Raw genomic sequence first — 23,955 nt, forward strand, 5'->3', positions numbered from 1 at the left:
CCGGCATAGCTGCATTATGAACAAATCTAATAATCTCCGCTAAGGCCCTGCAATGGTGAACTATATCGAAGCCTCTTCCGCGCCGCCGAAGAATACCGGCGCCATCCGGCTTTATGACGCTGAAGCATTCGAGGGTATGCGCAGGGCATGCCAGCTGACCGCGCGCTGCCTCGATGCGCTTGCCGACATCGTCAAACCCGGCATGCTGACCGATGAGATCGACCGATTCGTCTTCGATTTCGGTCTGGAGCACGGCGCCTATCCGGCGACGCTGAACTATCGCGGCTATACCAAATCGACCTGCACCTCGATCAATCACGTCGTCTGCCATGGCATTCCGAACGACAAGCCGCTGCGCGAAGGCGATATCGTCAATATCGACGTTACCTTCGTGCTCGACGGCTGGCACGGCGATTCGAGCCGGATGTATCCTGTTGGCACGATCAAGCGCGCCGCCGAGCGCCTGCTCGAGGTCACCTATGAATCGCTGATGCGCGGCATATCAGCCGTCAGGCCGGGCGCCCGCACCGGCGCGATCGGCGAGGCGATCCAGACCTATGCCGAGGCCGAGCGCTGTTCGGTGGTGCGCGATTTCTGCGGTCACGGTGTCGGCCGGCTGTTCCATGATTCGCCGAACATCCTGCATTACGGCCGCGCCAATGAGGGGCCGGAACTGCGCGAAGGCATGATCTTCACCATCGAGCCGATGATCAACCTCGGCCGACCGCATGTGAAGGTGCTGGCCGACGGCTGGACGGCGGTGACCCGCGACCGCTCGCTTTCGGCCCAGTACGAACATACGGTCGGCGTCACCTCCGATGGCTGCGAGATCTTCACGCTGTCGCCGGGCGGGCTCGACCGCCCGGGCCTGCCGTCGCACAACGGGTAACGATCCGATGGCGAAGGGACCTGTTGCGACATCTTCCGACGACGAGTTGCCTTTCCCAACGCAAGAGCCCATTGCCGCCGACGAACGCTCGTTCTTCGGCGGACGACCGCAAAAGCCGTCCGCGGCGAATGGCAGGACCGCCCTGCCCGCCTCGCTCGCCGCGCAAGAACATTATCATGGTCATCGCGAGCGGTTGCGTGACCGCTTCCGCGAACTGGGCGACACCGCGCTTGCCGACTACGAAATCCTCGAGCTCTTGCTTTTCCGGCTGATCCCGCGGCGTGATACCAAGCCGATCGCCAAGGCGCTGATCGAGCGATTCGGCTCGCTTTCCGGCGTCTTCGGTGCGCCAGCAGCGCTGCTGACGGAGGTGAAGGGCGTCGGCGAGGCCGTGGCGCTCGACCTGAAGCTGATCTCGACTGTGACCCATCGGACCCTGAAGAGCGAGCTCAGGAGCAAACAGGTCCTGTCCTCGTGGTCTTCGGTCATCCAGTATTGCCATGCCGCCATGGCGCACGAAACCCGCGAACAGTTTCGCATCCTCTTTCTCGACAAACGCAATGTGCTGATCGCCGATGAGGTGCAAGGGCGCGGCACGGTCGACCACACGCCGGTCTATCCGCGTGAGGTGGTGAAACGCGCGCTGGAGCTTTCGGCAACGGCGATGATCCTCGTCCACAACCACCCCTCCGGCGACCCGACACCGTCGCGCGCCGACATCGACATGACGAAGGTGATCATCGATGCCGCCAAGGCGCTCGATATCACCGTTCACGACCATGTCATCATCGGCAAGGACGGCCATGTCAGCCTGAAGGGGCTGAAGCTGATCTGAACAAAAGCCAGGACCGACCGCCGACGAGGTGCAAGGCCGCCGCACGTCGATCCTGCGGCGGCCCATCGGCGTGGGAAGACTGCGGAATGCTGGAGTTGACAGCAGTTGGTCGTGCGGGATTGTATGCAATCCTGCAACCACCATGTCTGAACAATGCCCGCCCGAAATACCGAGAAGATGAAGCTCCATGACGATCCGCAGCGGCAACACCGATCGATCGACCCGGCTCTGCCGCGACGTGCTCTGCCTCGATGATTTTGAAATGAAGGCGCGGCGACATCTGCCAAAGCCTCTGTTCGGTTATATCGCCGGCGCGACCGAGACCAATGCGTCGCTGCGGCATAACGCGGAAGCTTTCCAGGCCTATGCCTTCCGGCCTCGTGTCCTTCGGGACGTCTCGAAACGCAGCACCGAGACGAGCCTCTTCGGCAAGACCCATGCCGCACCATTCGGCATCGCGCCGATGGGTATCAGCGCGCTGATGGCCTATCGAGGTGACATCGTGCTCGCGCGGGGAGCGGAACAGTCGGGAATCCCGATGATTATAAGCGGTTCCTCACTTATCCCCTTGGAAGAGATCGCTGCGGTTTCGCCACAAGCGTGGTTTCAGGCCTATCTCCCCGGCGAACCCGATCGTATCGATGCTCTGATCGATCGCGTCGGCGCCGCCGGCTTGCGCACACTTCTGCTGACCGTGGACACAGCCACGCTGCCAAATCGGGAAAACAATGTAAGGGCCGGATTTTCGACGCCTTTGCGTCCAGGTCTGCGCCTGGCATGGCAGGGCATCTCGCACCCGCGTTGGACCACCGGCACATTCTTGCGCACGATCGTTCGGCACGGCATTCCGCATTTTGAAAATTCCTATGCCACAAGAGGCGCGCCGATCATCTCCTCGAACGTCACGCGCGATTTCGGCAGGCGCGACCACCTCAACTGGAATCATTTGGAGCGGATACGCAACAGGTGGTCCGGCAAACTTGTGGTCAAGGGGATCATGCATCCTGACGACGCGGCCCGGGCTGCCGACACCGGGGCGGATGGAGTGATCGTCTCCAACCATGGCGGCCGCCAGCTTGACGGCACCGCTTCACCGCTTCAGGTGCTTCCGGAGATTGCAGCACGTGTCGGAGACAGCGTTGCCGTCATGGTCGATGGCGGTTTCAGGCGTGGAACTGATATCATGAAGGCTCTCGCGCTCGGGGCCCGTTTCGTGTTCGTGGGCAGGCCGTTCCTTTATGCCGCAGCCGTCGCGGGGTTACCGGGCGTGCTTAAGGCGGCGGACATCCTGAAGACGGAACTGCACAGCAATATGGCGTTGCTCGGCGTTACCAAGGTCAGCGATATTTCCGCGGACTACATCACCCGCGCATGAAAACCGTCGCGCGCCGACATCATGGCGTAAAGCTGTTTCCCGAAGGGCTCACTTGCCCGAAAAAGCGCCCGTCAGGACCAATCAGGCGGCCGTAAAACAATCTGTAACATTGACCGGCTAACGATGGACGGGCGACATTTTGCGTCGCAAAATGATTCCTTTCCAATCCGGGGCTTGATGATGCTTCAGTACGATCTCGTTGTGGTGGGCAGCGGTCCCGCAGGGCGCCGCGGCGCCATCCAGGCTGCAAAACTCGGCAAGAAAGTGCTTGTTATCGAGCAGGGCAAACGCGTCGGAGGCGTGTCCGTCCATACCGGCACCATCCCCTCCAAAACGCTGCGCGAGACCGCGCTCAACCTCTCCGGCTGGCGCGAACGCGGTTTCTACGGCCGGTCTTACCGCGTCAAGGAAGAGATCAGCGCAGATGATTTGCGCCGCCGCCTGCTGATCACGCTGAACCACGAGGTCGAGGTGCTGGAACACCAGTTCGCCCGCAACCGCGTGCAGCACATTCGCGGCAAGGCGAGCTTCATCGATGCGTCGACGCTGCAGGTGATCAAGGATGACGGCGAGACCACGCAGGTCACCGCCGCCAGCGTACTGCTCGCCGTCGGCACAAAGCCGTTCCGTCCCGATTACATACCTTTCGACGGCAAGACTGTACTCGACAGCGACGAGTTGCTCGACATCCAGGAGTTGCCGCGATCGATGGTCGTCATCGGCGCCGGCGTCATCGGCATCGAATATGCGACGATCTTCAGCGCGCTCGACACGGCCGTCACCGTCATCGACCCGAAGGCGACGATGCTCGACTTCATCGACAAGGAAATCGTCGAGGACTTCACCTATCAGCTGCGCGACCGCAACATGAAGCTGCTGCTCGGCCAGAAGGCCGACAAGGTTGAGACGCTCGACAACGGCAAGGTCGAGCTGACGCTCGACAGTGGCCGACGCCTGACGACCGACATGGTGCTTTTCGCCGCCGGCCGCATGGGGGCGACTGACGCGCTGAACCTTCCGGCCATCGGCCTCGAAGCCGATAGCCGCGGCCGTCTCAAGGTCAATCCGGAGACGTTCCAGACATCGGTTGCCAACGTCTACGCCGCCGGCGACGTCGTCGGCTTTCCGAGCCTTGCCTCGACCTCGATGGAACAGGGCCGCATCGCCGCCCGCGTCGCGATCGGCGCGGTCGCCAAGGAGCCGCCGAAATATTTCCCCTACGGCATCTATGCCGTGCCGGAGATTTCGACCTGCGGCCTGACCGAAGAGGAGATGAAGGAGCGCGGTATTCCCTATGAGTGCGGCATCGCCCGGTTCCGCGAAACCTCGCGCGGTCATATCATGGGCCTCGACACCGGCCTTTTGAAGCTGATCTTCTCGCTGAAGACTCGCCGTCTGCTCGGCGTGCATATCGTCGGCGAAGGCGCCACCGAGCTGGTCCATATCGGCCAGGCGGTGCTCAATCTCAAAGGGACGGTCGAATATTTCGTCGAAAACACCTTCAACTATCCGACGCTTGCCGAAGCCTACAAGATCGCCGGCCTCGATGCCTGGAACCGGATGGGCGACATCAAGTCGGAACTCTAAAGCTCGCCGTGTAGACAGCAGATCCGGCCGCCAAACGGAGCCGAACGACATTGCGCATCATTTCGCTGAACGCGTGGGGCGGCAGGCTGCATGAGGCCCTGATCGGCTATGTCAGGCAGACAGATCCGGACGTGCTGTGCCTGCAGGAGGTGCTGCGGGCGCCGGGTACGGGCTGCGGATGGTCGATCTATCGGGATGCAGGGCTGGAGCTGCCACAGCGCCTCAATCTATTCACGGAGGTCAGCGCCGCCCTGCCCGGCCACGACGGCTTCTTCTGCCCGACATCGAGAGGCGAGCTGTCCGACGGCGATACCGCCATTGCCGCCGAATTCGGGCTTGCGACCTTCGTGCGCAAGACCCATTCCGTCATTGCCCAGGGGCTGGACTTCGTGCATGGCCATTTTTCCGCTGATGGCTGGGGCGACCATCCCCGGCCGCGAAACGCCCATTGCATCCGCCTCTTCAGCCATGAGCACGCTTCGACCGTCACCATCGCCCACATGCATGGCCTGCGCGATCCCGCAGGCAAGGATGACACGGCGGCGCGCGAGGCGCAGGCCGCAGCGCTGGTCGGGCTCATCGAGCGCGTCTGGCCCGGTGACGAAGGGCTGATCGTCTGCGGCGATTTCAATGTGTTGCCCGACAGCGCGACCTTCACCATGCTCGCCAGACTCGGGCTTTCCGATCTCGTCACCGGAAACGGCCTTGTAGACACGCGAACCTCCTACTATCTGAAGCAGGGCCGCTTTGCCGACTACATGCTGGTTACACCGGCGGTGAAGGTTGCCAAATTCGAGGTGGTCGAGGCGCCTGAGGTCTCCGACCACCGCGCATTGCTGCTCGATATCGGGTAGTATATTGAGGAATGACAAGTTTCGCGAAAGCGTTTACGCGCCGTGTCTTTTTTTACGCCTTAGTTTGACCGCCTAAATCGCATTGATACGCCGTGCCTGATAGATGTCTTCAAATCCATTTTGCCTTCGGGCAAAAGCTTCTAAAGAAAGATAGATACTCTTGTCCCAAGTCTTGGAAGCTGCCCGCAGACGTTTTCAGCTGATCCTGATCAAGCCGTCGCATTATGACGATGACGGTTATGTCATCCGCTGGTGGCGGGCGATGATTCCCTCCAATTCGCTCGCGGCACTCTATGGCATCGCCGCGGAATGCGCCGAGCGCAAGGTGCTCGGAGACGATACGGCGATCGACATCACCGTGATTGACGAGACCAATACGCGGATCGATTTTGCCGGACTGCTGGCGCAGTTCAAGCGTCACGACAATTTCGGGATGATCGCGCTCGTCGGTGTCCAGACCAACCAGTATCCGCGCGCCCTCGATATCGCCCGGCCCTTCCGCGATGCCGGCCTGCCGGTTTCCATCGGCGGCTTCCATGTTTCCGGCTGCCTGTCGATGCTGGATGGCAAGGCGGTCGGGCTCGATGCCTGCCGCGACATGGGCATCTCGATGTTTGCCGGCGAGGCCGAGGGCCGGCTCGACATGGTGCTGCGCGACGCCGCCGCCGGCGAGCTGAAGCCGCTCTACAATTTCATGAACGACCTTCCCGGTATCGGCGGCACGCCGGTTCCCTTCCTGCCGAAAGACAATATCCAGCGCACGCTCGGGCTCAGCACCAGCTTCGATGCCGGACGCGGCTGTCCCTATCAGTGCTCGTTCTGCACCATCATCAACGTGCAGGGACGCAAATCGCGCTTCCGCTCGGCCGACGACGTCGAAAAGCTGGTGCGGATGAACTGGGCGCAGGGCATCCACAAATTCTTCATCACTGACGACAATTTCGCCCGCAACAAGGATTGGGAAGCGATCTTCGACCGGTTGATCGAGCTCAAGGAGCGCGACGGCATTCCGCTCGGCTTGATGATCCAGGTCGACACGCTCTGCCACAAGATCCCGAATTTCATCGAGAAATCCCGCCGCGCCGGTGTCACCCGTGTCTTCATCGGCCTCGAAAACGTCAATCCGGACAATCTGACCGCCGCCAAGAAGAACCAGAACAAGATCACCGAATACCGCAAGATGCTGCTCGCCTGGAAGGCGCAGGGCATCATGACGCTTGCCGGTTATATCCTGGGCTTCCCCGCCGATACGCCGGAATCGATCCGCCGCGACATTACGATCATCCAGGAAGAGCTGCCGCTCGACGTCATCGAATTCTTCATCCTGACGCCGTTGCCGGGCTCCGAGGACCATCAGGTCCTATGGAAGAAGGGCGTCGAGATGGATGCCGATCTCAACATCTACGATGTCGAGCATGTCTGCACCGCGCATCCCAAGATGAGCAAGCAGCAGTGGGAAGACATCTACCACGAGGCCTGGTCGCTCTATTATTCGCCTGATCATATGAAGACGCTGCTGCGCCGCGCCGTGGCAACCGGCGTCCCGCTTGCAAGGCTCGTCAAGGTTCTCGTCTCCTTCGCGACCACCGTGCCGCTGGAAAACGTGCATCCACTGCAAAGCGGCCTGCTGCGCCTGAAGACGCCGTCGGAGCGTCGCCCGGACCTGCCGCGCGAAAATCCGCTGGTGTTCTGGCCGCGCTTCGCCTGGGAAACCTTCCGCAAACATGCCTCGCTCGCCGGCACGATCATTGGCCTGACGATTTCGGCATTCCTGATTTCAAGGGATGCCAAGTCGAAGACCTATATGGATCAGGCCCTGACGCCTGTCGCCGACGACGAAGAGGAAACGCTCCACCTCTTCACCCAGACCGCCGGCGGCGCAGCAGCCGTCAACCATGTCAGGAAAGTCGCGCAACTGACAGCGCATTGAGCGCTAAATCTTAACGGCGGCCGACGCCCTGTCGGCCGCACCAAACCCCAAATCAAGTTTGACAACGCGCTTTGAAGCGCTCGGACTTTGGAGGCCGTTTAAGCGAGCTGGATGATCCGGCTCGTCTCGGCCACTTGCAGCGTGTCGACGAATTCGACGATCTTGACCGGTTTCCCATCCCGGAAATGGATCTTGTCGACGAATTCCGTATGGAAGCTCACGCCCGATGGGATGTGCCTGACCTCGCCTTCGCGGTGGGCAAAGACCATGTGCTCATCTTCGTCGACATAGATGCCTGATGTCTTGATATTCGATAGATCCCATACCGTGATGAGCTGCGTTATCGCTTGGCGAAAGGCATGCCCGCTTGCTTCAGTCGAAAAGGGCGCCAGCCGTGTATTACCGGCCATGCGAAAGGTGCACCCCTCGCCGATCAGCGCCAGCGTGCCCTCGATATCGCCGCGGTCACGCACAGCATAGATTTCCTCCACAAGCTTCTTCATGTCATGCTTTGCAGTCATCTTCAGGTCCTCCCCACCATCAGCGAAATCTGCATCGAATTATACTTTATTGCAACTCTTTGTTGTTCCGGATGAATAGGCACAATGGAGTAGGCGGCGAGAATGAAACTGCCCCAGATAATAGAAAAAGGCCCCGCACGATGGCGAGGCCTTCCAAACTTCTGAACTGAAAAGCGATTATTCGGCGCTTTCGTCAGCCGCCTTCTTCTTCGGAGCAGCCTTCTTCTTCGGTGCGGCTTCTTCGCCTTCACCGGCGTCAACTGCTTCGGCCTTGGCGGCAGCCTTCTTCTTCGGCGCGGCCTTCTTGGTCTCGGCCTTAGCCTCGCCTTCTTCCTCGGCGAGCAGTTCTTCCTTCGTCACCTTCTTGTCGGTAACGTCGATTTCGGTCAGCAGGTGATCGATGACCTTTTCTTCGAAGATCGGCGCGCGGATCGAAGCGGCGGCACCCGGCTGGCTGCGGAAGAATTCGAGGATCTGCTTTTCCTGGCCCGGATACTGACGCAGCTGATCGTAGATGGCGCGCTGCATTTCGTCTTCGCTGACTTCGACGCCGGCCTTTTCGCCGATTTCGGAGAGAACGAGGCCGAGGCGGACGCGACGCTCGGCGAGCGTCTTGTATTCCTCACGTGCCTTTTCTTCGGTCGTGTCTTCGTCCTCGAAGGTCTTGCCGGACTGGGCGAGGTCGTTGTTCACCTGGCTCCAGATGCCGTTATATTCGGCGTCGACGAGCGAGTTCGGGGTCTCGAACTTGTACATCTCATCGAGCTGGTCGAGAATCTGACGCTTCAGCTTCTGGCGGGTCAGCGAGCCGTACTGCGATTCGATCTGGCCACGAACGATTTCCTTCAGGCGGTCGGCGGATTCGATGCCGAGCTTGGAGGCGAGTTCGTCGTTGATCTCGACAGCGCCGGGGGCTGCGACATCCTTGACGGTGACATCAAAGGTCGCTTCCTTGCCGGCGAGGTTCTTGGCCGGATAGTCGGCCGGGAAGGTCACGGTGATGGTCTTCTCATCGCCAGCCTTGACGCCGACGAGCTGGTCTTCGAAGCCAGGAATGAAACGGCCGGAGCCGAGCACCAGTTCGGCGCCCTGGTCGGTGCCGCCTTCGAAGGCTTCACCGTCGACCTTGCCGACGTAATCCATGGTGATGCGGTCGCCGTTGGCGGCCTTGCCGGTCTTGGTCTCGTAGGCGCGAGCGCTTTCGGCGACCTTCAGGACCTGCTCGTTGACTTCGTCGTCCGAGATGTCGATGACTTCGCGCGTGACCTTGATGCCCTTGACCGACTTCAGTTCGATCGGCGGCAGCACTTCATAGGAGAGCGTGAATTCGAAATCCTGCTGGGCGGCGAGGATCTTGTCGGCTTCGTCCTTGTCTTCCGTCATGGCGATTTCCGGCTGCGTGGCCGACTTTTCGCCGCGGCTGGACAGGATGGCGGCCGGCTGCTCGCGGACGATCTCGTTGACGAGGTCGGCCATGATCGACTTGCCATAGACCTTCTTCAGGTGAGCAGCGGGGACCTTGCCCGGACGGAAGCCGTTGATGCGAACCTTGTCCTTCACATCGGCAAGACGCTCATTCATCTTGTCTTCCATGTCCTTGGCCGGGATAACGACCTTGATTTCGCGCTTCAGCCCTTCAGCGAGCGTTTCGATAACCTGCATGTCTTCCTACCTTCATGTCGTGGCGGCCGTGCCCAGACGCCGTTCGTTTCAATGAGCACGACGCCGGCAGCGTGCCGCGCGTGGCTTTTCCAATTCCGTATCATTCCGCCCAAAGCGGAACGGCACTCGCGGGCTATTCGGGACAACTTTCAATTGTTCTGGAACAACCGATTCTCAGTCTCCCGCCTGCAAACAGCTTGGTGCGGGTAGAGAGACTTGAACTCCCACGCCTTGCGGCACCAGAACCTAAATCTGGCGTGTCTACCAATTTCACCATACCCGCGTTCACAAAACCGCATGCCTATGCCTGCGCATGAGGCCTTCCGGAGCGCGGCGTCTCTATATCACCCGATTTGGCCGAGGCAAAGGAAAAATGAACGGTCAATGACAGCGATCTGCGCTTCAGAAGCCGCCCTGCTAAGAAGTGCCGCCGGATCAGTAAAGCGGCTCGTCGTAAACCGGCTTGCCGTCAACGAGAAGGCTGCGAATCTGCGGGCTTCCATCAGGCGAAACCCGCACTGATATAGCGACATTGCCGTCATTGCGGGCCTCCTCGATCGGCTTGCCCTCGCCTTCCGGAACGTAATAGCGCTCGATGCCGTATTCGACACGGATGCTGTCGCCGGCGGCAAGTCCGCCGCTGTAGAATGGCTGGCTGCGCAGGATCACGGTCTCCGGCTGCGGCGACAGTTCATGAAAGGACGATTCGATCACCGTCCAGAAACCGTCCTCCTGCTTCTTCAACCGAACCCATAATACGCGTTCGCCGGGCTCGGCCGGAATGCCACCGGAAACCGTCTGCACCGGCACCGAAGAAATGTCGTAGTTCAAGACGACGTAATCGCCGCGCAGGAAATCGCGCGGGTCGACGGGCGCCGTCTTCAGCAGCACCTCGGCGCCATTGCTGAGGATAGACGCCCGGCTCTGGATGATCGTGCCGAGGATAAGGGTCTGCAGACCGGCGACGATGATCGCCGAAAAGAGATAACCCCTACCGGATTGCAGCCTTGCCATGAACGAGCTCATGCGCGCTCCCCCTGTCCATTCGCCGACTGTGCATTCGCCGAAAAACGCCGCTCGAGACGGATGACGATCCACGCGACAAGTGCCACCACGAGACCGGAGAACAGGAAGAGGCTCGACGTACCGAGGATCGAGCCGACGGTGACGGAGGCAAGATACAGCATCTCGGCGGCAAAGGTGGTGTAGGCGAGATAACGCACCGCGCCGTTATTCCTGCCATGCAGGGCGATTGCCAGCACGGAAGCGGCAAGCGTCGCCACGCCAAGCACCACCAGCCGCCAGCCGTCCTCGATCTCGATATGCAGCAGCAGGAAGCCGATCGCGGCGACAAGGAAGCTGTAGAAGGCCGGGGCCGCACCGGCGCTCCTGACCAGGGAGGCGATCCGCGGGAGCGGCAACGCCGTCAGGACGAAGGCCACCATGCCGCCGATCGCGAAGGCGAGCGCCACGGCGATCTCCTCATAGAGAGTATAGAGCCAGGCGAGCCAGCCGATCAAAAGCAGATAGGCCAGATGGCGGGCCCGCTCGGCGCCGGTATACCGCACCAGGGCGATTGTGATCGCCGCCATGATGGGCGCCATCCAGGGATCGAAGCCTATCCAATGCGTGTCGTTATTCTGCAGGTAGACGGCGAACGACGCCCAGGAGAGGAAGCCGGCGACGATGGTCACGGCGCCCGAACGGAACAGGATTGCCGAGATCGTCGCGATGGCGAACCAGAGATACATCACCGTCTGCTCGTCGCCGGAGAGATGATACATCTGCCCGACAAGTGAGATGGCGCCGCCGAAACTCATCGCGCCGATGACCAGCAAGCCGCTTGCGGCCGCTGTCGAACCGCGGGCAAGCATCCGGGCGGCGGCGATGTGCACCACCCAGATCAGCGCGAGGATGCCGCCGACGCGGACAAGGCGCGGGATGGCCTCCCAGTTGGAGGCGACGACCAGCAGGATGGCAGCGGCAAGCAGCACCGCCGCCAGCGCCATCAGCACCCTGCCGAGGCTGAAACTTGCCGGGCGGCTGTCATATTCGGCGAGAAGTGCGCTTGCCGTTTCCTGACCGAGCAGGCCCTTGCCCACCCAGAGGGAGAGATCCCGCTCCAATCTGCCGCGATACATGCTCCACCCCTTATTTCCGCGACGCCGACTGCGGCACTGCGGCTCTCGCCGTTATAGACGCAGCAGAGGTGTTCGCAAACGCTCCTGCGGCAAATATACAAGTTCCTCATTGGTCTAACTTGTATCGAGTGTTAACCGGCCGCTAACGTCAGAAGCGCTAATATAGACATATGAACGGAGAGGCATGCGCATTACGCATACCACTCATGAATTTATTGCACTGCAAAATAATCATTAGTCATACTATTTGTTTGAGGTATCCAAGCACGGGGATGGCGCCCCGGCCCGGCATCAGCCGGACGCCCGCGGATGCTTGTCCGTGACGAGATTCGCAGCTGCGCACTCCTCCTCCCAGCGCGCTGCGATAGGCTGGCAACACTCCTCCTCCCAGTTGCCAGTCACCATAACACGCCCGCCGGATCCTCCCCCGGCGGGCGTTTTTGTTGAGCGACAGCCCGATTAAAGCATTGACGGTCCGGGGCTTTCCCTCGCATGGCGCCGTCGCGCCACATTATCGCCACACCGCCCCACCGAGCCTGCAGACAAATGGGCGGCTTCCAATTTGAAGCGAAACACTTCTTTGCTCCGGCTGGGCGGGCGGCTTCACCGGAGAGCGCGGCGTTTTTCGACAACGGCACGCCATTGGTCGCTCTCAACCGGATTGCTTCCCCAAGAGTCATTCTGCCTATTCGTTGACCAAAAAACGGTAAGTCTGCGTCAAATACCCCTGGAGCATTGCGTATGCCGCATAGGTGATTTGAAAACTTGGCTGTTTTAGTCTTTTGCGCCGCAACATATATTCCAGTCATCAAATAGAGGTCAGCGCCGATCGGTGGCTGCTGGCAGATGAAACCCTCGGAAAGGGGCTTAACATGAACTTCTCTCGCTCTTTCAATAACTGGCGCAAGTATCGTCAGACCGTCACGGAACTTGGCCGCATGACCAACCGCGAATTGCATGATCTCGGCATCGACCGTTCGGATATCCATCGCGTTGCCCGTGAGGCTTCTGCCCGCTAATTCCAGGCGATCGCGGCTCCTCCCAAGCGCGATTGTTCTCGATTGAAACGCCCGCTGTACCCACAGCGGGCGTTTTCTTTTGTCTGCATGCGGCTGGCACCGCGGTTGCATGTTTTTCCGCTTCTTTAGCCCGCTCAAAAAATATTCACCGCCCAATTTACGAGCATCACATTGCACAATTGCATGGCAGACGCCTTTTATTTGCACTGCACAATAGGACCGATATCGCCTATATAAACACCAACCGCAGAGAGACAGGCGATCCCGCCGTCCCGCGGACATAGGAAGAAAACGATGAACCCGATCCGCATTGCAAAAAGCTGGCTCAGCTACCGCCGTACGCTCAACGAACTCGGCGGCCTTTCCAACCAGACCCTGTCCGATATCGGCGTCAGCCGCTACGACATCCGCAATATCGCATCCCGCTCGTTCCGTTAATAACGGGCACGATGCTTCCAAGACGGCGCCATCAGGCGCCGTTTTTGATTCCGGGGTGTTGGATCGCACCTGCCGACATGATATCAGCCCGGGATGAACACGACCTCCTCCTATTCCCCCATCCACGTCGTCGGCGGCGGGCTTGCCGGTTCGGAAGCCGCCTGGCAGATCGCCAGTTCCGGCATTCCCGTCATCCTGCATGAAATGCGCGGCGTACGCGGCACCGATGCGCACAAGACCGACGGCCTGGCCGAACTCGTCTGCTCCAACTCCTTCCGCTCCGACGATGCGACTAGCAATGCCGTCGGCGTCATCCATGCCGAAATGCGCATGGCGGGCTCGCTGATCATGGCCGCTGCCGATCGATGCCAGGTGCCGGCCGGCGGCGCACTCGCCGTCGATCGCGATGGCTTCTCTGAGGCCGTGACCAAGGCAATCCACGAGCACCCGCTCATCACGGTCGTGCGGGAAGAGATCACCGGCCTGCCGCCCCGCGACTGGGATCTCGCCATCGTCGCCACCGGACCGCTGACGGCGCCGTCGCTCGCAAACGCTATCCAGGCGGAAACGGGCGAGGATTCGCTCGCCTTCTTCGACGCCATCGCGCCGATCGTCTACCGCGAGAGCATCGACATGGATATCTGCTGGTATCAGTCGCGCTACGACAAGGTCGGTCCCGGCGGCACCGGCAAGGATTACATCAACTGTCCGATGGACGAGGCGCAGTACAATGCCTTCGTCGACGCGCTGGTATCAGGCGACACGGTCGGTTTCAAGGAATGGGAAGGCACGCCCTATTTCGACGGCTGTCTGCCGATCGAAGTGATGGCCGAACGCGGCCGCGAGACGCTGCGCCACGGGCCGATGAAGCCGATGGGGCTGACGAACGCGCATAATCCGACGGTCAAGGCCTATGCCGTCGTGCAGCTGCGGCAGGACAATGCGCTCGGCACGCTCTACAATATGGTCGGCTTTCAGACGAAACTGAAATATGGCGCACAGGCGGACATCTTCCGGATGATCCCGGGTCTGCAAAATGCAGAATTTGCCCGTCTCGGCGGCCTGCACCGCAACACCTATATGAACTCCCCCACCCTGCTCGACCCGTCGCTGACGCTGAAATCGCGGCCCGGCCTGCGCTTTGCCGGTCAGATCACCGGTTGCGAGGGTTATGTCGAAAGCGCCAGCGTCGGGCTGCTGGCCGGGCGTTTCGCCGCCGCCGAACGCAAGGGCGAAGCGATCTCGCTGCCGCCGGCGACGACGGCGCTCGGCTCGCTGCTCGGCCATATCACCGGTGGTCATATCGTCACCGACGAGGAGCCGGGTAAACGATCGTTCCAGCCGATGAACATCAATTTCGGGCTGTTTCCGGAGCTCCAACCCGGTTCGATCGTAAAACCCGAAGGCGTCAAGCGTTTCCGCGGCAAGGACAAGACGATCATGAAGCGGCAACTGATCGCGCGCCGCGCGCTGGCAGACTGCGCCGCCTGGCTTGGCCAGAGTCTGACGCTTGCCGAGAGCGCCTGACCGGCGCTTCTACTGCTTGTTCGCCGCCGGCAGATTGCCGGATGGCAGGTCCTTATCCGGCTCGGCAATATAATTGCCGAGCAGCCAGAGCGACACTTCGGAAGCCTCCTTGGCGGAAGCGAATTCAAAATCACCATTGTGATGGGGCGCATCGAGGAAGTCGACCATCAGTCCCCTGCCCGTTTCCGAACCGACGACACGCACGCGGCCCGGCTCGATCAGATGGCAGGCGAAGTGGCGCGACATGTTGCGCATGAAGCCCGCCTTGTTATCGTGCAGGCGTACGAAGATTGCCTGGCCGTTTTCCGTCGCCTGCAACTGGCGGATCGCCTCGGTCGGAAAGGCGCGGCCGAACTCGATGATGGCGAGGCCCGTGTCATGCAGGCCATCTTCCTTGTTCTGCGCGGCCATGCGTGTGGCCACAAAAGCAAAGAAAACAACGATGGCGAAAAGAACGCACCAGACGATAATGCCCACGCCGAGTCTCCGATCAAAGGGTAGCGGTGGAAGTGTTGTACCGCGCGAGACTTGCGCGAATTTGACCGATGTCAGATTTTCCGGCGTGCCGCAGCCAGCCCCATCCGCAGCTGGCGGCGCCATTGCGGCGGCTGCAGCGGATGGTCGAACAGCGAGGCGCCGCGTTTTTGCGCCTTGACGAGCACCGGTTCGGCGAGCACCGTCGGCAGGAAGGCTGGAAACACGGCTGCCGCAATCGGCCCTGCCGCTCTCGCCTTCGCCAGATGTTCGCGACCAAGACCGGCAAAAGCCTCGATGGCGGCGGAGATGCGCGCCCTGTCGTCGCCGGCAAGGAAGGTATCGCGGTCGAGACCGGTTGCCGACAGGATCTGCAGCGGAATATAGACCTGGCCGCGGCGGCGATGCAGCGGCATCAGCAGCAATAGCCCGGCGACGGCCTGGGCAACGCCGGCATGGCCGGCAGCGTCGGCCGATCGTGCGGCCTCCTCAGGCGAAAGCACGAGGCTTGCCAGCTGGATCAGGGCGGATGCCGTCTCGCCGGCGTAACCTTCAAGCGAGAGACGGGTCTCCATCGGATCGTCATAGAGATCGAAAGTGCGGGCCTCGATCATGTCGATCAGCGTCTTGCGCGGCAGACGGTGCGTTTCGATCGCGGCCAGAAGTGCAGAGGCGACGGGATTGGCCGCCGTCGAGCCATGTGCGCTGCCTTCCAGCAGATCGTGCCAATATTGCAGCCTGACTTCGCCAGGCAACGGCTCGTGCACGAGATCGCGGACGCGGGCAAGCTCGGCATTAAAGACATAGAGAGCTGCAAGCGCGCCGCGCTTTTCCTCCTGCGACAGCAGACAGGCGAGATAGCGGTCGCGATCGCTGTCACGCAGCATCGCCAGGCAGATCTCCTGGTTCGTCGTACTATTCGCTTCCGTCATCGTCAGACCGCGATCAATGCCGCGGCGACGGCGCGCTGCTCCGAGAGCATGATATTGAAGGTGCGCACCGCAGCCCCGGTGCTCATCGGATCGGAGGAGATGCCGCGCGATTTCAGCGCCAGCTTCAATTCCTCGGGCAGACGGCGAAGCTCGGTTCCGGTGCCGACGAGCAAAACTTCGATATCACTAGCCTCATCCAGCACACGGCGGAAATTTTCCGGCGACAGCGGTTTCGACATATCCATGTCCCAGCCATGAATGCCGGAAGGCAGGCAAAGGATCGAGCCGCGATGCGACATGTCGGCAAAACGGAAACCGCCATTGCCGTAAGTGTCGATCGGGGCGCGCCCGGGGAAATGCGCAGCGCGGATTTCTATGCCTTTTGCCATGTTTTCAAACCACCGTGCCGGATTTTACACCAGCATCCGTCTTGTTGCTCTCTTCCCCGTCGGGAGCCTCCGGCCGCAGCCGGAAGACGATCAATACAGGAGCGGCGATATAGATCGAAGAGAAAGTGCCGAGAGCGACGCCGAAGAGCATCGTAAAGGTGAAGGAGCGGATGACGTCGCCCCCGAAGAGATAGAGTGCGAGCAAGGCGAGCAGCGTCGTCGCCGCGGTCAGAACGGTGCGCGACAGCGTCTGGTTGATCGAGGCATCGATCAGGATCGGCAGCGGCATCTTCTTGTATCGCTTGAGATTCTCGCGCATGCGGTCATAGACCACGACCGTGTCGTTCAGGGAATAACCGACGATGGTCAGGACCGCGGCGATGCTCGTCAGATTGAACTCGATGCCGGTGAGGACGAAAAGACCGAGCATGATGATGACGTCGTGCAGCGTTGCGACGATGGCGCCGACTGCGAACTGCCATTCGAAGCGGATCCAGATGTAGATCAGGATCGCCGCCAGCGCTGCCAGCACGCCGAGCGTCGCCATCATCGTCAATTCGCCCGAGATGGCGGGGCCGACGACCTCGACTCGGCGGAAATCATAATCCTCCTGGAGCTCGCCGCGCACCAGCGTCGCCGCCGACTGTTCGGCATTCTCGCCGCCGCCCTGGGAAGCGATGCGGATCCGCGCGTTCGCCGGGCCGCCGGTACGCTCGACACTGATATCGCCAAGATTGAGATCATTCAGACGCGAGCTGAGATCGGCGATGTCGGCATTGCCCTGCTTCGCCGTTACCTCGATCAGCGAGCCGCCGGTGAAATCGATGCCGAGATGCAGACCGACGGTGGCAAAAGCGGCCATGGCGATCAGCGAAATAACCGCCGAGGCCGTGAAGACATAACGGCGGATCCCCATGAAACGAATATTGGCATGCTCGAAAAGATGGGTCAGGACACTCTTCGGCAGATGCCGGGGATGGCGCCGTCTCAGCCAGGCGCCGACGATCGAGCGCGTCAGCGTGAAAGCCGTGAAGACGGTCGTCAGGATGCCGACCGCCAGCGTCACCGCGAAACCGCGGATGGTTTCGCTGCCGAGGAAGAAGAGGATAATGGCGGCGATGAAGATCGTGACATTCGCGTCGACGATCGTTGCGAATGCGCGCGAGAAACCCCGGCCGACGGCCTCCGCAAAGGAATGGGTGGTTTTCTCTTCTTCCCGGATGCGCTCGTAGATCAGCACGTTCGAGTCGACGGCCATGCCGACGATGAGCACGATGCCGGCAATGCCCGGCAAGGTGAGCGTCGCGCCGGCAAGGCTGAGCACCGCGACGATGAGGATCAGGTTGAAGAAGAGCGAGACGACGGCGATGACGCCGAGAATACGGTAAAGCGCGATCATCAGCGCTGCGACGAGCACAACGGCGACGAGGCCGGCAATAAGGCCGCTGAAGATGGAATCGGCGCCGAATGTGGGGCTGACGCTACGCTCCTCAACGCTCGTCAGCGTCGCCGGCAAGGCGCCGCCGCGCAGCATGATGGCAAGGTCGCGGACGCCATCCTCGGAGAAGTTTGCCGAAATCCGGCCCTCACCGCCGGTGATCGCCGCATCGATGACCGGTGACGACATTACCTGGTCATCGAAAACGATGGCAAGGTGCTTGCCGATATTCTGCCCGGTCGCCTGCGCCAGCCGCTGCGTGCCCTCGGCGTCGAGACGGTAGGTGATCGAGGTATCCTGCGTCTGCGGGTCGACGACAGGCTCGATATCGACCATGTTGCTGCCGGTGACGAAGGCGGTGCGGTCGACGAGATAAGGTACCGGCGGATCGTCCAGCGAATAGAGCACCTGCGATGTGGCCGGCCAACGGCCGTTCAGCGCTTCCTGCCCCGACATGCTTTCATCGATCAGATGAAAGGAAAGCTTGGCCGGCTGGTTCAGGATGTTTTTCAGCCGCTCCGCATCGAGCGAGCCCAGCACCTGGACGACAATTCGATCGGCGCCATCGGGGCGAACGAGGAAATTGTCATAGCCGAATCCGGCGATGCGGCGGCCTACGATATCGAGCGACCGGGTCCGGGCCGAGGCGACGTCGGCGGTAATGCCGGCGTCGGAAATCTGCAGCGAAAGTTGCCCCTCCCCGCCCTGCTGCAGCGCGATCTCTGGTCCTGAACGTCCCGCAGCCGTCGTCAAAGGCTTGAGGAGATCGACCGCCGCCTGTGTCTGGGCCGGATCGGTGATCCGGACGGTGACGGTCTGGTCATTGCCGGTCAGCCCGGTGTAGCGGATGCCGGCGCCGCGCAGCGCGTTGCGCACATTGGCGACCGCCTGCTCCAGGCGGTCCTTGACGATATCGGAACGCTCGACCTTCAGAACGATATGCGAACCGCCCTGCAGGTCGAGGCCGAGCGTCATGCGGTCGTGGCGCAACCAGTCCGGCAGAGAGGAACGCTGCGCCTCGGTCAGCAAATTGGGCGCAGCGATGACGATGGCCGCAAACGCGACCAGCCAAATCAGAAGTGTTTTCCAGCGGAAAAAATGCAACATTCTCTCGACGATCTTCCGATCCGGCGGTCCTGCCGTTATCGCTTGTTACGCTGCGTCGGCCTTGACTGGTTCACCCTTGACGCGGACGTCCGAAATGCCGCTGCGGACGATACGCACGCGAACGCCTTCAGCGATCTCGACTTCAACTTCCTTGTCGTCGATGACCTTGGTGACCTTACCGACGAGACCGCCACCGGTGACGACCTGGTCGCCGCGACGGATCGCCTTCAGGGTCTCCTCACGCTTTTTTGCCTGTGCGCGCTGCGGACGGATCAGCAGGAAGTACCAGACGACCATCAGCGGCACGAACAGGATGATCATTTCGAAACCGGAGCCGCCGAATCCCGTTGCGGTATCGGTCGCGCTCTGGGCGAATGCCGGGGTGATGAACATGCTAAACTCCTCAGGCTTGGGCGGCGGAACTCCGCCTCTCTTTTCAGGTTGCCGGACTATAGTTACCGCTTCGATGAATGCAACAGAAACAGCCGGAAACAGTACCGATTCCGCTGCCTCATAACCTTTCCGCCGTCAAAACGCCATGGTACCCGGCATCCAAAGATCAAAGCAGATTGCCGCAGTGAGAAATCAGGAGGCCACCGATGACCGAGGAAATCAACACAGCCCTGCTTGCCGAACTGAGACGGCTCGCAGACGCCGTCGAGCGTCTTGCCGGACCGGCGCCTACCCTCAACGACTGGGATGCCGCCGACTGTTTCGTCTGGGCACCATCGCGCCAGCATCTGCAGCCGGTCAAGCGACCGAACCGGGTGGCATTGAAGCTCATCCGCGGCGTCGATCACGTGCGCGACATCCTGCATGAGAATACGGTGCGTTTCGCCGACGGTTATGCCGCCAACAATGTGCTGCTCTGGGGCGCGCGCGGCATGGGCAAATCCTCGCTGGTCAAGGCCGTGCACGAGGATGTCAGGCGCGAAAGCGGCGTCTCGCTGAAGCTGGTCGAAGTCCATCGCGAGGATATCGCCAGCCTTCCCAACCTGCTCGACCTGTTGAAGGACACACCGCACCGCGTGATCGTCTTCTGCGACGATCTCTCTTTCGATCACGACGACACCGCCTACAAGTCGCTGAAGGCAGCGCTCGACGGCGGCGTCGAAGGACGACCGGACAATGTGCTCTTCTACGCCACCTCCAACCGGCGCCATCTTCTGCCGCGGCACATGATGGAAAACGAGCAGTCGACGGCGATCAATCCGTCGGAGGCGGTCGAGGAGAAGGTTTCGCTTTCCGACCGCTTCGGCCTCTGGCTCGGCTTCCATAAATGCAGCCAGGAGGATTATCTCGGCATGATCGACGGCTATGCCGATCACTTCAAGCTCGGGCTCGACCGCAGCAAGATGCATGCGGAGGCGCTGGAATGGGCGACGACCCGCGGCGCGCGCTCCGGCCGTGTCGCCTGGCAGTATATCCAGGATCTGGCCGGGCGCATGCGCGTTCACATCGACAGAGCCTAAATCGCCTAGCATCAGGCGCAGTTCGGACGACATGCCAAAAAACAAAAGCCCGGCGGGTGGCCGGGCTTTTGCGCTTCCTGGTACGCTGTACCTATTCCAGGAAAGTCATCGGGTTGACCGGGGACGCGTCCTTGCGCACCTCGAAATGGACCTGCGGCTGCTTGACGTCGCCGCTCATTCCGGAGACCGCGACGGTCTGGCCGCGCTGGATCTTCTGGCCGCGAGTGACGCTCAGCGTATCGGCGTTGCCGTAGACGGTGACGGTGCCGTCGTCGTGACGGACGAGAACCGTGTTGCCGAGTTCCTTCAGGCCGTTGCCGGCATAGATGACGACGCCGTTTTCGGCAGCCTTGATCGGCGTGCCCTGCGGTACCGAAATATCGATGCCGTCATTGCGGTTGCCGTTGACGTTGGCGCCGTATGAAGCAATGACCTGGCCGCGCACCGGCCAGCGATATTTGCCGATGCCGGTCGATTCCGGCGCGTCGGAGCTGACGTCCGACTTCTTCTCGACATCGTCGACGGTCTGGGTGGCAGCCGGCGCCTTGTAGGGCGCGGGCTGAACGGAAGCCGTCTGCTGGGCGGCAGCCGGCTGGGTCGGCTTCGGATCGACCTTCTCGGCCGGGATCGAGGCGGTCTTGATGTTGTCGGCGGTGCCGTTCGGGATCTTCAGGGCTTGACCGACGCGCAGCGAGCTAGCCGAAAGACTATTGGCGACCTTGAGATCGTCGACATTGGTACCGGTCGCCTTGGCGATCTTTGCCAGCGAATCGCCTTGCTTGACGACATAGGTGCCGGCGGGCGCTTTCGGATCCTTGCCGGCGCCGACCGGAAGCTTGCCGGTGACATCGGCGTTCGCCATGGTCTTGTCGCGGGCGGAATTGGCGCCTGGAACGACAGCGACATTCTGCTCCGGCGCCTTGACCGGCTCCGGCAGCTTGCCGGGCTTGGAGAGATCGGCCGTCTGCGATGCCGCCTTGGCGGCATTGCCGCCGTTGAAGGTCGGGATCAGGATCGCCTGGCCGGGTTGGGCGGCAGATGCGGTCTTCAGATTGTTGACGCGAAGGATTTCCTTTTCCGGAACACCGAAGCGCCTGGAGAGCGTGGCAATGTTTTCACCCGGACGCAGCGTCACCGAAGGGGCATTGGTTGCGGACCAGCCGGAAACCCTCGGCGTCGTGCCTGTCGTCAAAGAATCGGGCGTCACCTTGGGTGCCGCCGGCGCCACCAACCGCGGCTTTTCAGCCTGCGGCGTAGCCGGGAAAGGCTGGGCGAGCGCAACTTCCTTTTCCCGCTGGCGGGATGGCGCCACAGCCGACGGTGCGGCAAGTTCTGTCCGCTGTACCGAGACCGGCGCGGAAGCCAGACGCGCGCTCGAGCTCGACGCGCGGATCGGATCGTAACTTGGGCGGGCGGGATAAGGCTGATTCAGCGCGTCATTGCCGCCGCCATAGCCCTGCTGGCTCGCAACGGCCGAACCGCCGAGATCGGCACGCGGCACCGGATCACCCTGAGAACCGTTCATATTCCTGCGCGGAATGGAACTTGTGGTGATCTGATCCTGCCCTGAGGAGGAAAACAAGCCGCCAAACCGTGTCACATCGGAACTGCAGCCCGTTGCGGCACTTGCCAGCAGGCCAACAACCAGAAGATTACCGGCCGACTTCCCGAACTTTGGCGAAAGACTGAAACGCATGACTCGACCCACTGAGAACGCAACCATTTGTGAGTCTATTAAAACGCGTTAGTATTACCACGCGGTTAAGATGCTGGAATCAGTGCGATATTTTTGAGAAGTTGATAACCATAGGCTTAGGGGTAAAAAATCGCAGTGCGCGGAGCATGATGCCCAAAACTTCGAGCGCTTTTCTGATTGTGATGCATATTCAGATTTCAGGCCGATCCGGCCGAAAAACATTTATGCCTGCGGCAGCCAGGCCCTACAGCAGCGAGGCAAGCCGCGGAACGATCGGCAGATAGGGAGCTTCGAACAGTTCCTCGCGTTCGAAACGGCTGCCGGTTTTCGTCAGCCGCACCATGCGGCACTCGTTTTCTGAAATCATCAGTGGCGCGATCATCGAACCGCCGGAAACGAGCTGGTCGGTATAAAAGCGCGGCATGGCATTGAAGGCGGCCGTCACCAGGATGCGGTCGAAAGTTCCCTCTCCCTGCATGCCGGCGCTTCCGTCGGCATGGCGAACGATGACGCTGCGCAGACCAAGCGATTCCATGCGTCGCTGCGCTGCCGTGGTCAGCGTCTTGTAGCGGTCGATGGACAGAACACGCTCGGCCATGCGGCCCATGACGGCGGCGGTAAAGCCGCTGCCGGTGCCGATCTCCAGAACGCGCTGTCCTGGTTTGAGCTTCAGGTGATGCAGGATGCGGACGGCAAAATCGATGCCTTCGAGGAAGGAGCCGCATTCGATCGGTATCGTCCGGCTCGAATAGGCGTCGTCGGCGAATTGCGGCGGCACGAACAGTGACCGCTGCGTCTGCTCGACCGCCGTCAGCAGATCGAGGTCGGAGATGCCTTCGGCACGCAATCTGAGGACGAGCGCCGCAAAGCCCTCCTTCTCCGCCAGTTTAGCCGTCAAACTTGTGCTCCGTATCCCAAGGCCCGCGCCACGCGGTCCGTCACGGAATAATCGGTCAGATCAAGTTTCAAAGGCGTTACCGAGATCTTATTATGCTTCAAGGCGTGAATATCGGTGCCTTCGATGAAGGCGCCGGCGCGTTCGCCGAACTTCAGCCAGTAGTAGGGAAAGCCCCGGCCATCGGAGCGCGCGTCGACCTGCAGGTTGAAGGCGAGCTTGCCCTGCATGGTCACCTCCGCGCCATCGACCTCGTCGGGACGGCAGTTCGGGAAATTGAGATTGAGGAACGTGCCCTCCGGCAGGTCCAGCACCATCAGCTTTTCCAGGAGCGCTGGGGCATGCGTTTCGCAGACCTCCCACGGCACGATGCGCGCGCCGTCCTCATAGAGATAGGCCTGGCTCAGCGCGAAGGAGCGCACGCCCTGCATCGTGCCCTCGATGGCGCCGGCGATCGTGCCGGAATAGGTGACGTCGTCGGCAACGTTCGAACCTGAATTGACGCCTGACAGCACGAGATCCGGCTTGATGTCCATCACCTGCCGGATGCCCATGATGACGCAATCGGTCGGCGTGCCGCGCAGCGCGAAATGCTTGTCGGAAATCTTGCGCAGCCGCAACGGTTCAGACAGGCTCAGCGAATGGGCCAGGCCGCTCTGGTCGGTTTCGGGCGCAACGATCCAGACATCGTCGGACAGCGTGCGCGCGATCCGCTCCAGGGCGGCGAGCCCTTCGGCGTGAATGCCGTCGTCATTCGTAAGCAGGATGCGCATC

The 23,955-nt window shown here is 61.1% G+C and carries 22 protein-coding genes and 1 tRNA gene; 10 read left to right on the plus strand and 13 right to left on the minus strand.

From position 1 onward, the window contains the following. The first annotated feature begins 52 nt into the window (after positions 1 to 52). The 6 genes from map to ACMUVN_RS07945 all read left to right on the plus strand — a co-directional run bounded on the left by map (position 53) and on the right by ACMUVN_RS07945 (position 7,470). Complete coding sequence (gene map / locus ACMUVN_RS07920) at positions 53 to 889, plus strand: type I methionyl aminopeptidase (RefSeq protein ID WP_063475469.1); 837 nt, start codon at positions 53 to 55, stop codon at positions 887 to 889. A 7-nt stretch (positions 890 to 896) separates the two neighbouring features. Next, complete coding sequence (gene radC, locus ACMUVN_RS07925) at positions 897 to 1,724, plus strand: RadC family protein (protein WP_063475468.1); 828 nt, start codon at positions 897 to 899, stop codon at positions 1,722 to 1,724. A 187-nt stretch (positions 1,725 to 1,911) separates the two neighbouring features. Then, the gene (locus ACMUVN_RS07930) at positions 1,912 to 3,099 is read left to right on the plus strand and encodes an alpha-hydroxy acid oxidase (RefSeq protein ID WP_047614818.1); all 1,188 of its coding nucleotides are present in this window, start codon (positions 1,912 to 1,914) and stop codon (positions 3,097 to 3,099) included. Positions 3,100 to 3,279: 180 nt separating this feature from the next. After that, on the plus strand, positions 3,280 to 4,686 hold the full coding sequence (sthA, locus tag ACMUVN_RS07935; protein ID WP_047615374.1) for a Si-specific NAD(P)(+) transhydrogenase: 1,407 nt from the start codon (positions 3,280 to 3,282) through the stop codon (positions 4,684 to 4,686). 50 nt (positions 4,687 to 4,736) lie between these two features. Beyond that, on the plus strand, positions 4,737 to 5,540 hold the full coding sequence (locus tag ACMUVN_RS07940; RefSeq protein ID WP_063475467.1) for an endonuclease/exonuclease/phosphatase family protein: 804 nt from the start codon (positions 4,737 to 4,739) through the stop codon (positions 5,538 to 5,540). Positions 5,541 to 5,700: 160 nt separating this feature from the next. Further along, positions 5,701 to 7,470, plus strand: a complete 1,770-nt coding sequence (locus ACMUVN_RS07945) for a B12-binding domain-containing radical SAM protein (protein ID WP_063475466.1) — start codon at positions 5,701 to 5,703, stop codon at positions 7,468 to 7,470. A gap of 98 nt (positions 7,471 to 7,568) precedes the next feature. On the opposite strand, the gene ACMUVN_RS07950 is transcribed toward ACMUVN_RS07945, so the two are convergent. The 5 genes from ACMUVN_RS07950 to ACMUVN_RS07970 all read right to left on the minus strand — a co-directional run bounded on the left by ACMUVN_RS07950 (position 7,569) and on the right by ACMUVN_RS07970 (position 11,794). Next, on the minus strand, positions 7,569 to 7,991 hold the full coding sequence (locus tag ACMUVN_RS07950) for a nuclear transport factor 2 family protein (RefSeq protein WP_047614813.1): 423 nt from the start codon (positions 7,989 to 7,991) through the stop codon (positions 7,569 to 7,571). A gap of 177 nt (positions 7,992 to 8,168) precedes the next feature. After that, positions 8,169 to 9,653 carry a trigger factor gene (gene tig / locus ACMUVN_RS07955; protein ID WP_047614811.1) on the minus strand — a complete coding sequence of 495 codons (1,485 nt, stop codon included), beginning with the start codon at positions 9,651 to 9,653 and terminating at the stop codon, positions 8,169 to 8,171. Positions 9,654 to 9,851: 198 nt separating this feature from the next. Then, a tRNA-Leu gene (locus tag ACMUVN_RS07960) sits at positions 9,852 to 9,936 on the minus strand. Between the two features lie 152 nt (positions 9,937 to 10,088). Then, the gene (locus ACMUVN_RS07965) at positions 10,089 to 10,679 is read right to left on the minus strand and encodes a GDYXXLXY domain-containing protein (RefSeq protein ID WP_047615681.1); all 591 of its coding nucleotides are present in this window, start codon (positions 10,677 to 10,679) and stop codon (positions 10,089 to 10,091) included. Continuing rightward, positions 10,676 to 11,794, minus strand: coding sequence for a DUF2157 domain-containing protein (locus ACMUVN_RS07970; RefSeq protein ID WP_063475465.1), 1,119 nt, complete (start codon positions 11,792 to 11,794; stop codon positions 10,676 to 10,678). The genes ACMUVN_RS07965 and ACMUVN_RS07970 overlap by 4 nt, the downstream gene beginning before the upstream one ends. A gap of 872 nt (positions 11,795 to 12,666) precedes the next feature. Here ACMUVN_RS07970 and ACMUVN_RS07975 point away from each other — a divergent pair. The 3 genes from ACMUVN_RS07975 to trmFO all read left to right on the plus strand — a co-directional run bounded on the left by ACMUVN_RS07975 (position 12,667) and on the right by trmFO (position 14,778). After that, entirely contained in the window at positions 12,667 to 12,813 is a 147-nt protein-coding gene (locus ACMUVN_RS07975; RefSeq protein ID WP_003558908.1) for a DUF1127 domain-containing protein, read from the plus strand. A 294-nt stretch (positions 12,814 to 13,107) separates the two neighbouring features. Further along, the gene (locus tag ACMUVN_RS07980; RefSeq protein WP_003573524.1) at positions 13,108 to 13,251 is read left to right on the plus strand and encodes a DUF1127 domain-containing protein; all 144 of its coding nucleotides are present in this window, start codon (positions 13,108 to 13,110) and stop codon (positions 13,249 to 13,251) included. A gap of 93 nt (positions 13,252 to 13,344) precedes the next feature. Continuing rightward, complete coding sequence (gene trmFO / locus ACMUVN_RS07985; RefSeq protein ID WP_063475464.1) at positions 13,345 to 14,778, plus strand: methylenetetrahydrofolate--tRNA-(uracil(54)-C(5))-methyltransferase (FADH(2)-oxidizing) TrmFO; 1,434 nt, start codon at positions 13,345 to 13,347, stop codon at positions 14,776 to 14,778. A 9-nt stretch (positions 14,779 to 14,787) separates the two neighbouring features. On the opposite strand, the gene ACMUVN_RS07990 is transcribed toward trmFO, so the two are convergent. From ACMUVN_RS07990 to yajC, 5 genes are all read right to left on the minus strand, one after another. Beyond that, the gene (locus ACMUVN_RS07990) at positions 14,788 to 15,255 is read right to left on the minus strand and encodes a hypothetical protein (RefSeq protein ID WP_063475463.1); all 468 of its coding nucleotides are present in this window, start codon (positions 15,253 to 15,255) and stop codon (positions 14,788 to 14,790) included. Positions 15,256 to 15,326: 71 nt separating this feature from the next. After that, positions 15,327 to 16,184 carry a phytoene/squalene synthase family protein gene (locus ACMUVN_RS07995; RefSeq protein WP_063475462.1) on the minus strand — a complete coding sequence of 286 codons (858 nt, stop codon included), beginning with the start codon at positions 16,182 to 16,184 and terminating at the stop codon, positions 15,327 to 15,329. A 2-nt stretch (positions 16,185 to 16,186) separates the two neighbouring features. After that, a complete protein-coding gene (locus ACMUVN_RS08000) occupies positions 16,187 to 16,573 on the minus strand; it encodes an Mth938-like domain-containing protein (protein WP_047614799.1) in 387 nt (128 codons plus the stop codon). A 4-nt stretch (positions 16,574 to 16,577) separates the two neighbouring features. Then, the gene (gene secDF, locus ACMUVN_RS08005; protein WP_063475461.1) at positions 16,578 to 19,118 is read right to left on the minus strand and encodes a protein translocase subunit SecDF; all 2,541 of its coding nucleotides are present in this window, start codon (positions 19,116 to 19,118) and stop codon (positions 16,578 to 16,580) included. Positions 19,119 to 19,163: 45 nt separating this feature from the next. Then, positions 19,164 to 19,511 (minus strand): preprotein translocase subunit YajC, encoded by a 348-nt coding sequence (gene yajC, locus ACMUVN_RS08010; protein ID WP_047614795.1) that lies wholly within the window; start codon positions 19,509 to 19,511, stop codon positions 19,164 to 19,166. A 206-nt stretch (positions 19,512 to 19,717) separates the two neighbouring features. Between yajC and ACMUVN_RS08015 the strand changes: the two genes are divergently transcribed. Further along, positions 19,718 to 20,590: an ATP-binding protein gene (locus ACMUVN_RS08015; protein WP_047614793.1), complete on the plus strand. Its 873-nt coding sequence runs from the start codon at positions 19,718 to 19,720 to the stop codon at positions 20,588 to 20,590. Between the two features lie 91 nt (positions 20,591 to 20,681). Here the strand turns inward: ACMUVN_RS08015 and ACMUVN_RS08020 are convergent, their stop codons facing one another. The 3 genes from ACMUVN_RS08020 to surE all read right to left on the minus strand — a co-directional run bounded on the left by ACMUVN_RS08020 (position 20,682) and on the right by surE (position 23,954). After that, positions 20,682 to 22,286: a peptidoglycan DD-metalloendopeptidase family protein gene (locus ACMUVN_RS08020; protein ID WP_063475460.1), complete on the minus strand. Its 1,605-nt coding sequence runs from the start codon at positions 22,284 to 22,286 to the stop codon at positions 20,682 to 20,684. Positions 22,287 to 22,530: 244 nt separating this feature from the next. Further along, positions 22,531 to 23,184 (minus strand): protein-L-isoaspartate(D-aspartate) O-methyltransferase, encoded by a 654-nt coding sequence (locus ACMUVN_RS08025; protein WP_047614790.1) that lies wholly within the window; start codon positions 23,182 to 23,184, stop codon positions 22,531 to 22,533. Next, positions 23,181 to 23,954, minus strand: a complete 774-nt coding sequence (gene surE, locus ACMUVN_RS08030; protein ID WP_017964058.1) for a 5'/3'-nucleotidase SurE — start codon at positions 23,952 to 23,954, stop codon at positions 23,181 to 23,183. Before surE ends, ACMUVN_RS08025 begins: the two co-directional genes overlap by 4 nt. Position 23,955: the final 1 nt, after the last annotated feature.

Source organism: Rhizobium sp. IY2 (assembly GCF_047532935.1).
In the GTDB taxonomy this organism is placed as follows: domain Bacteria; phylum Pseudomonadota; class Alphaproteobacteria; order Rhizobiales; family Rhizobiaceae; genus Rhizobium; species Rhizobium anhuiense.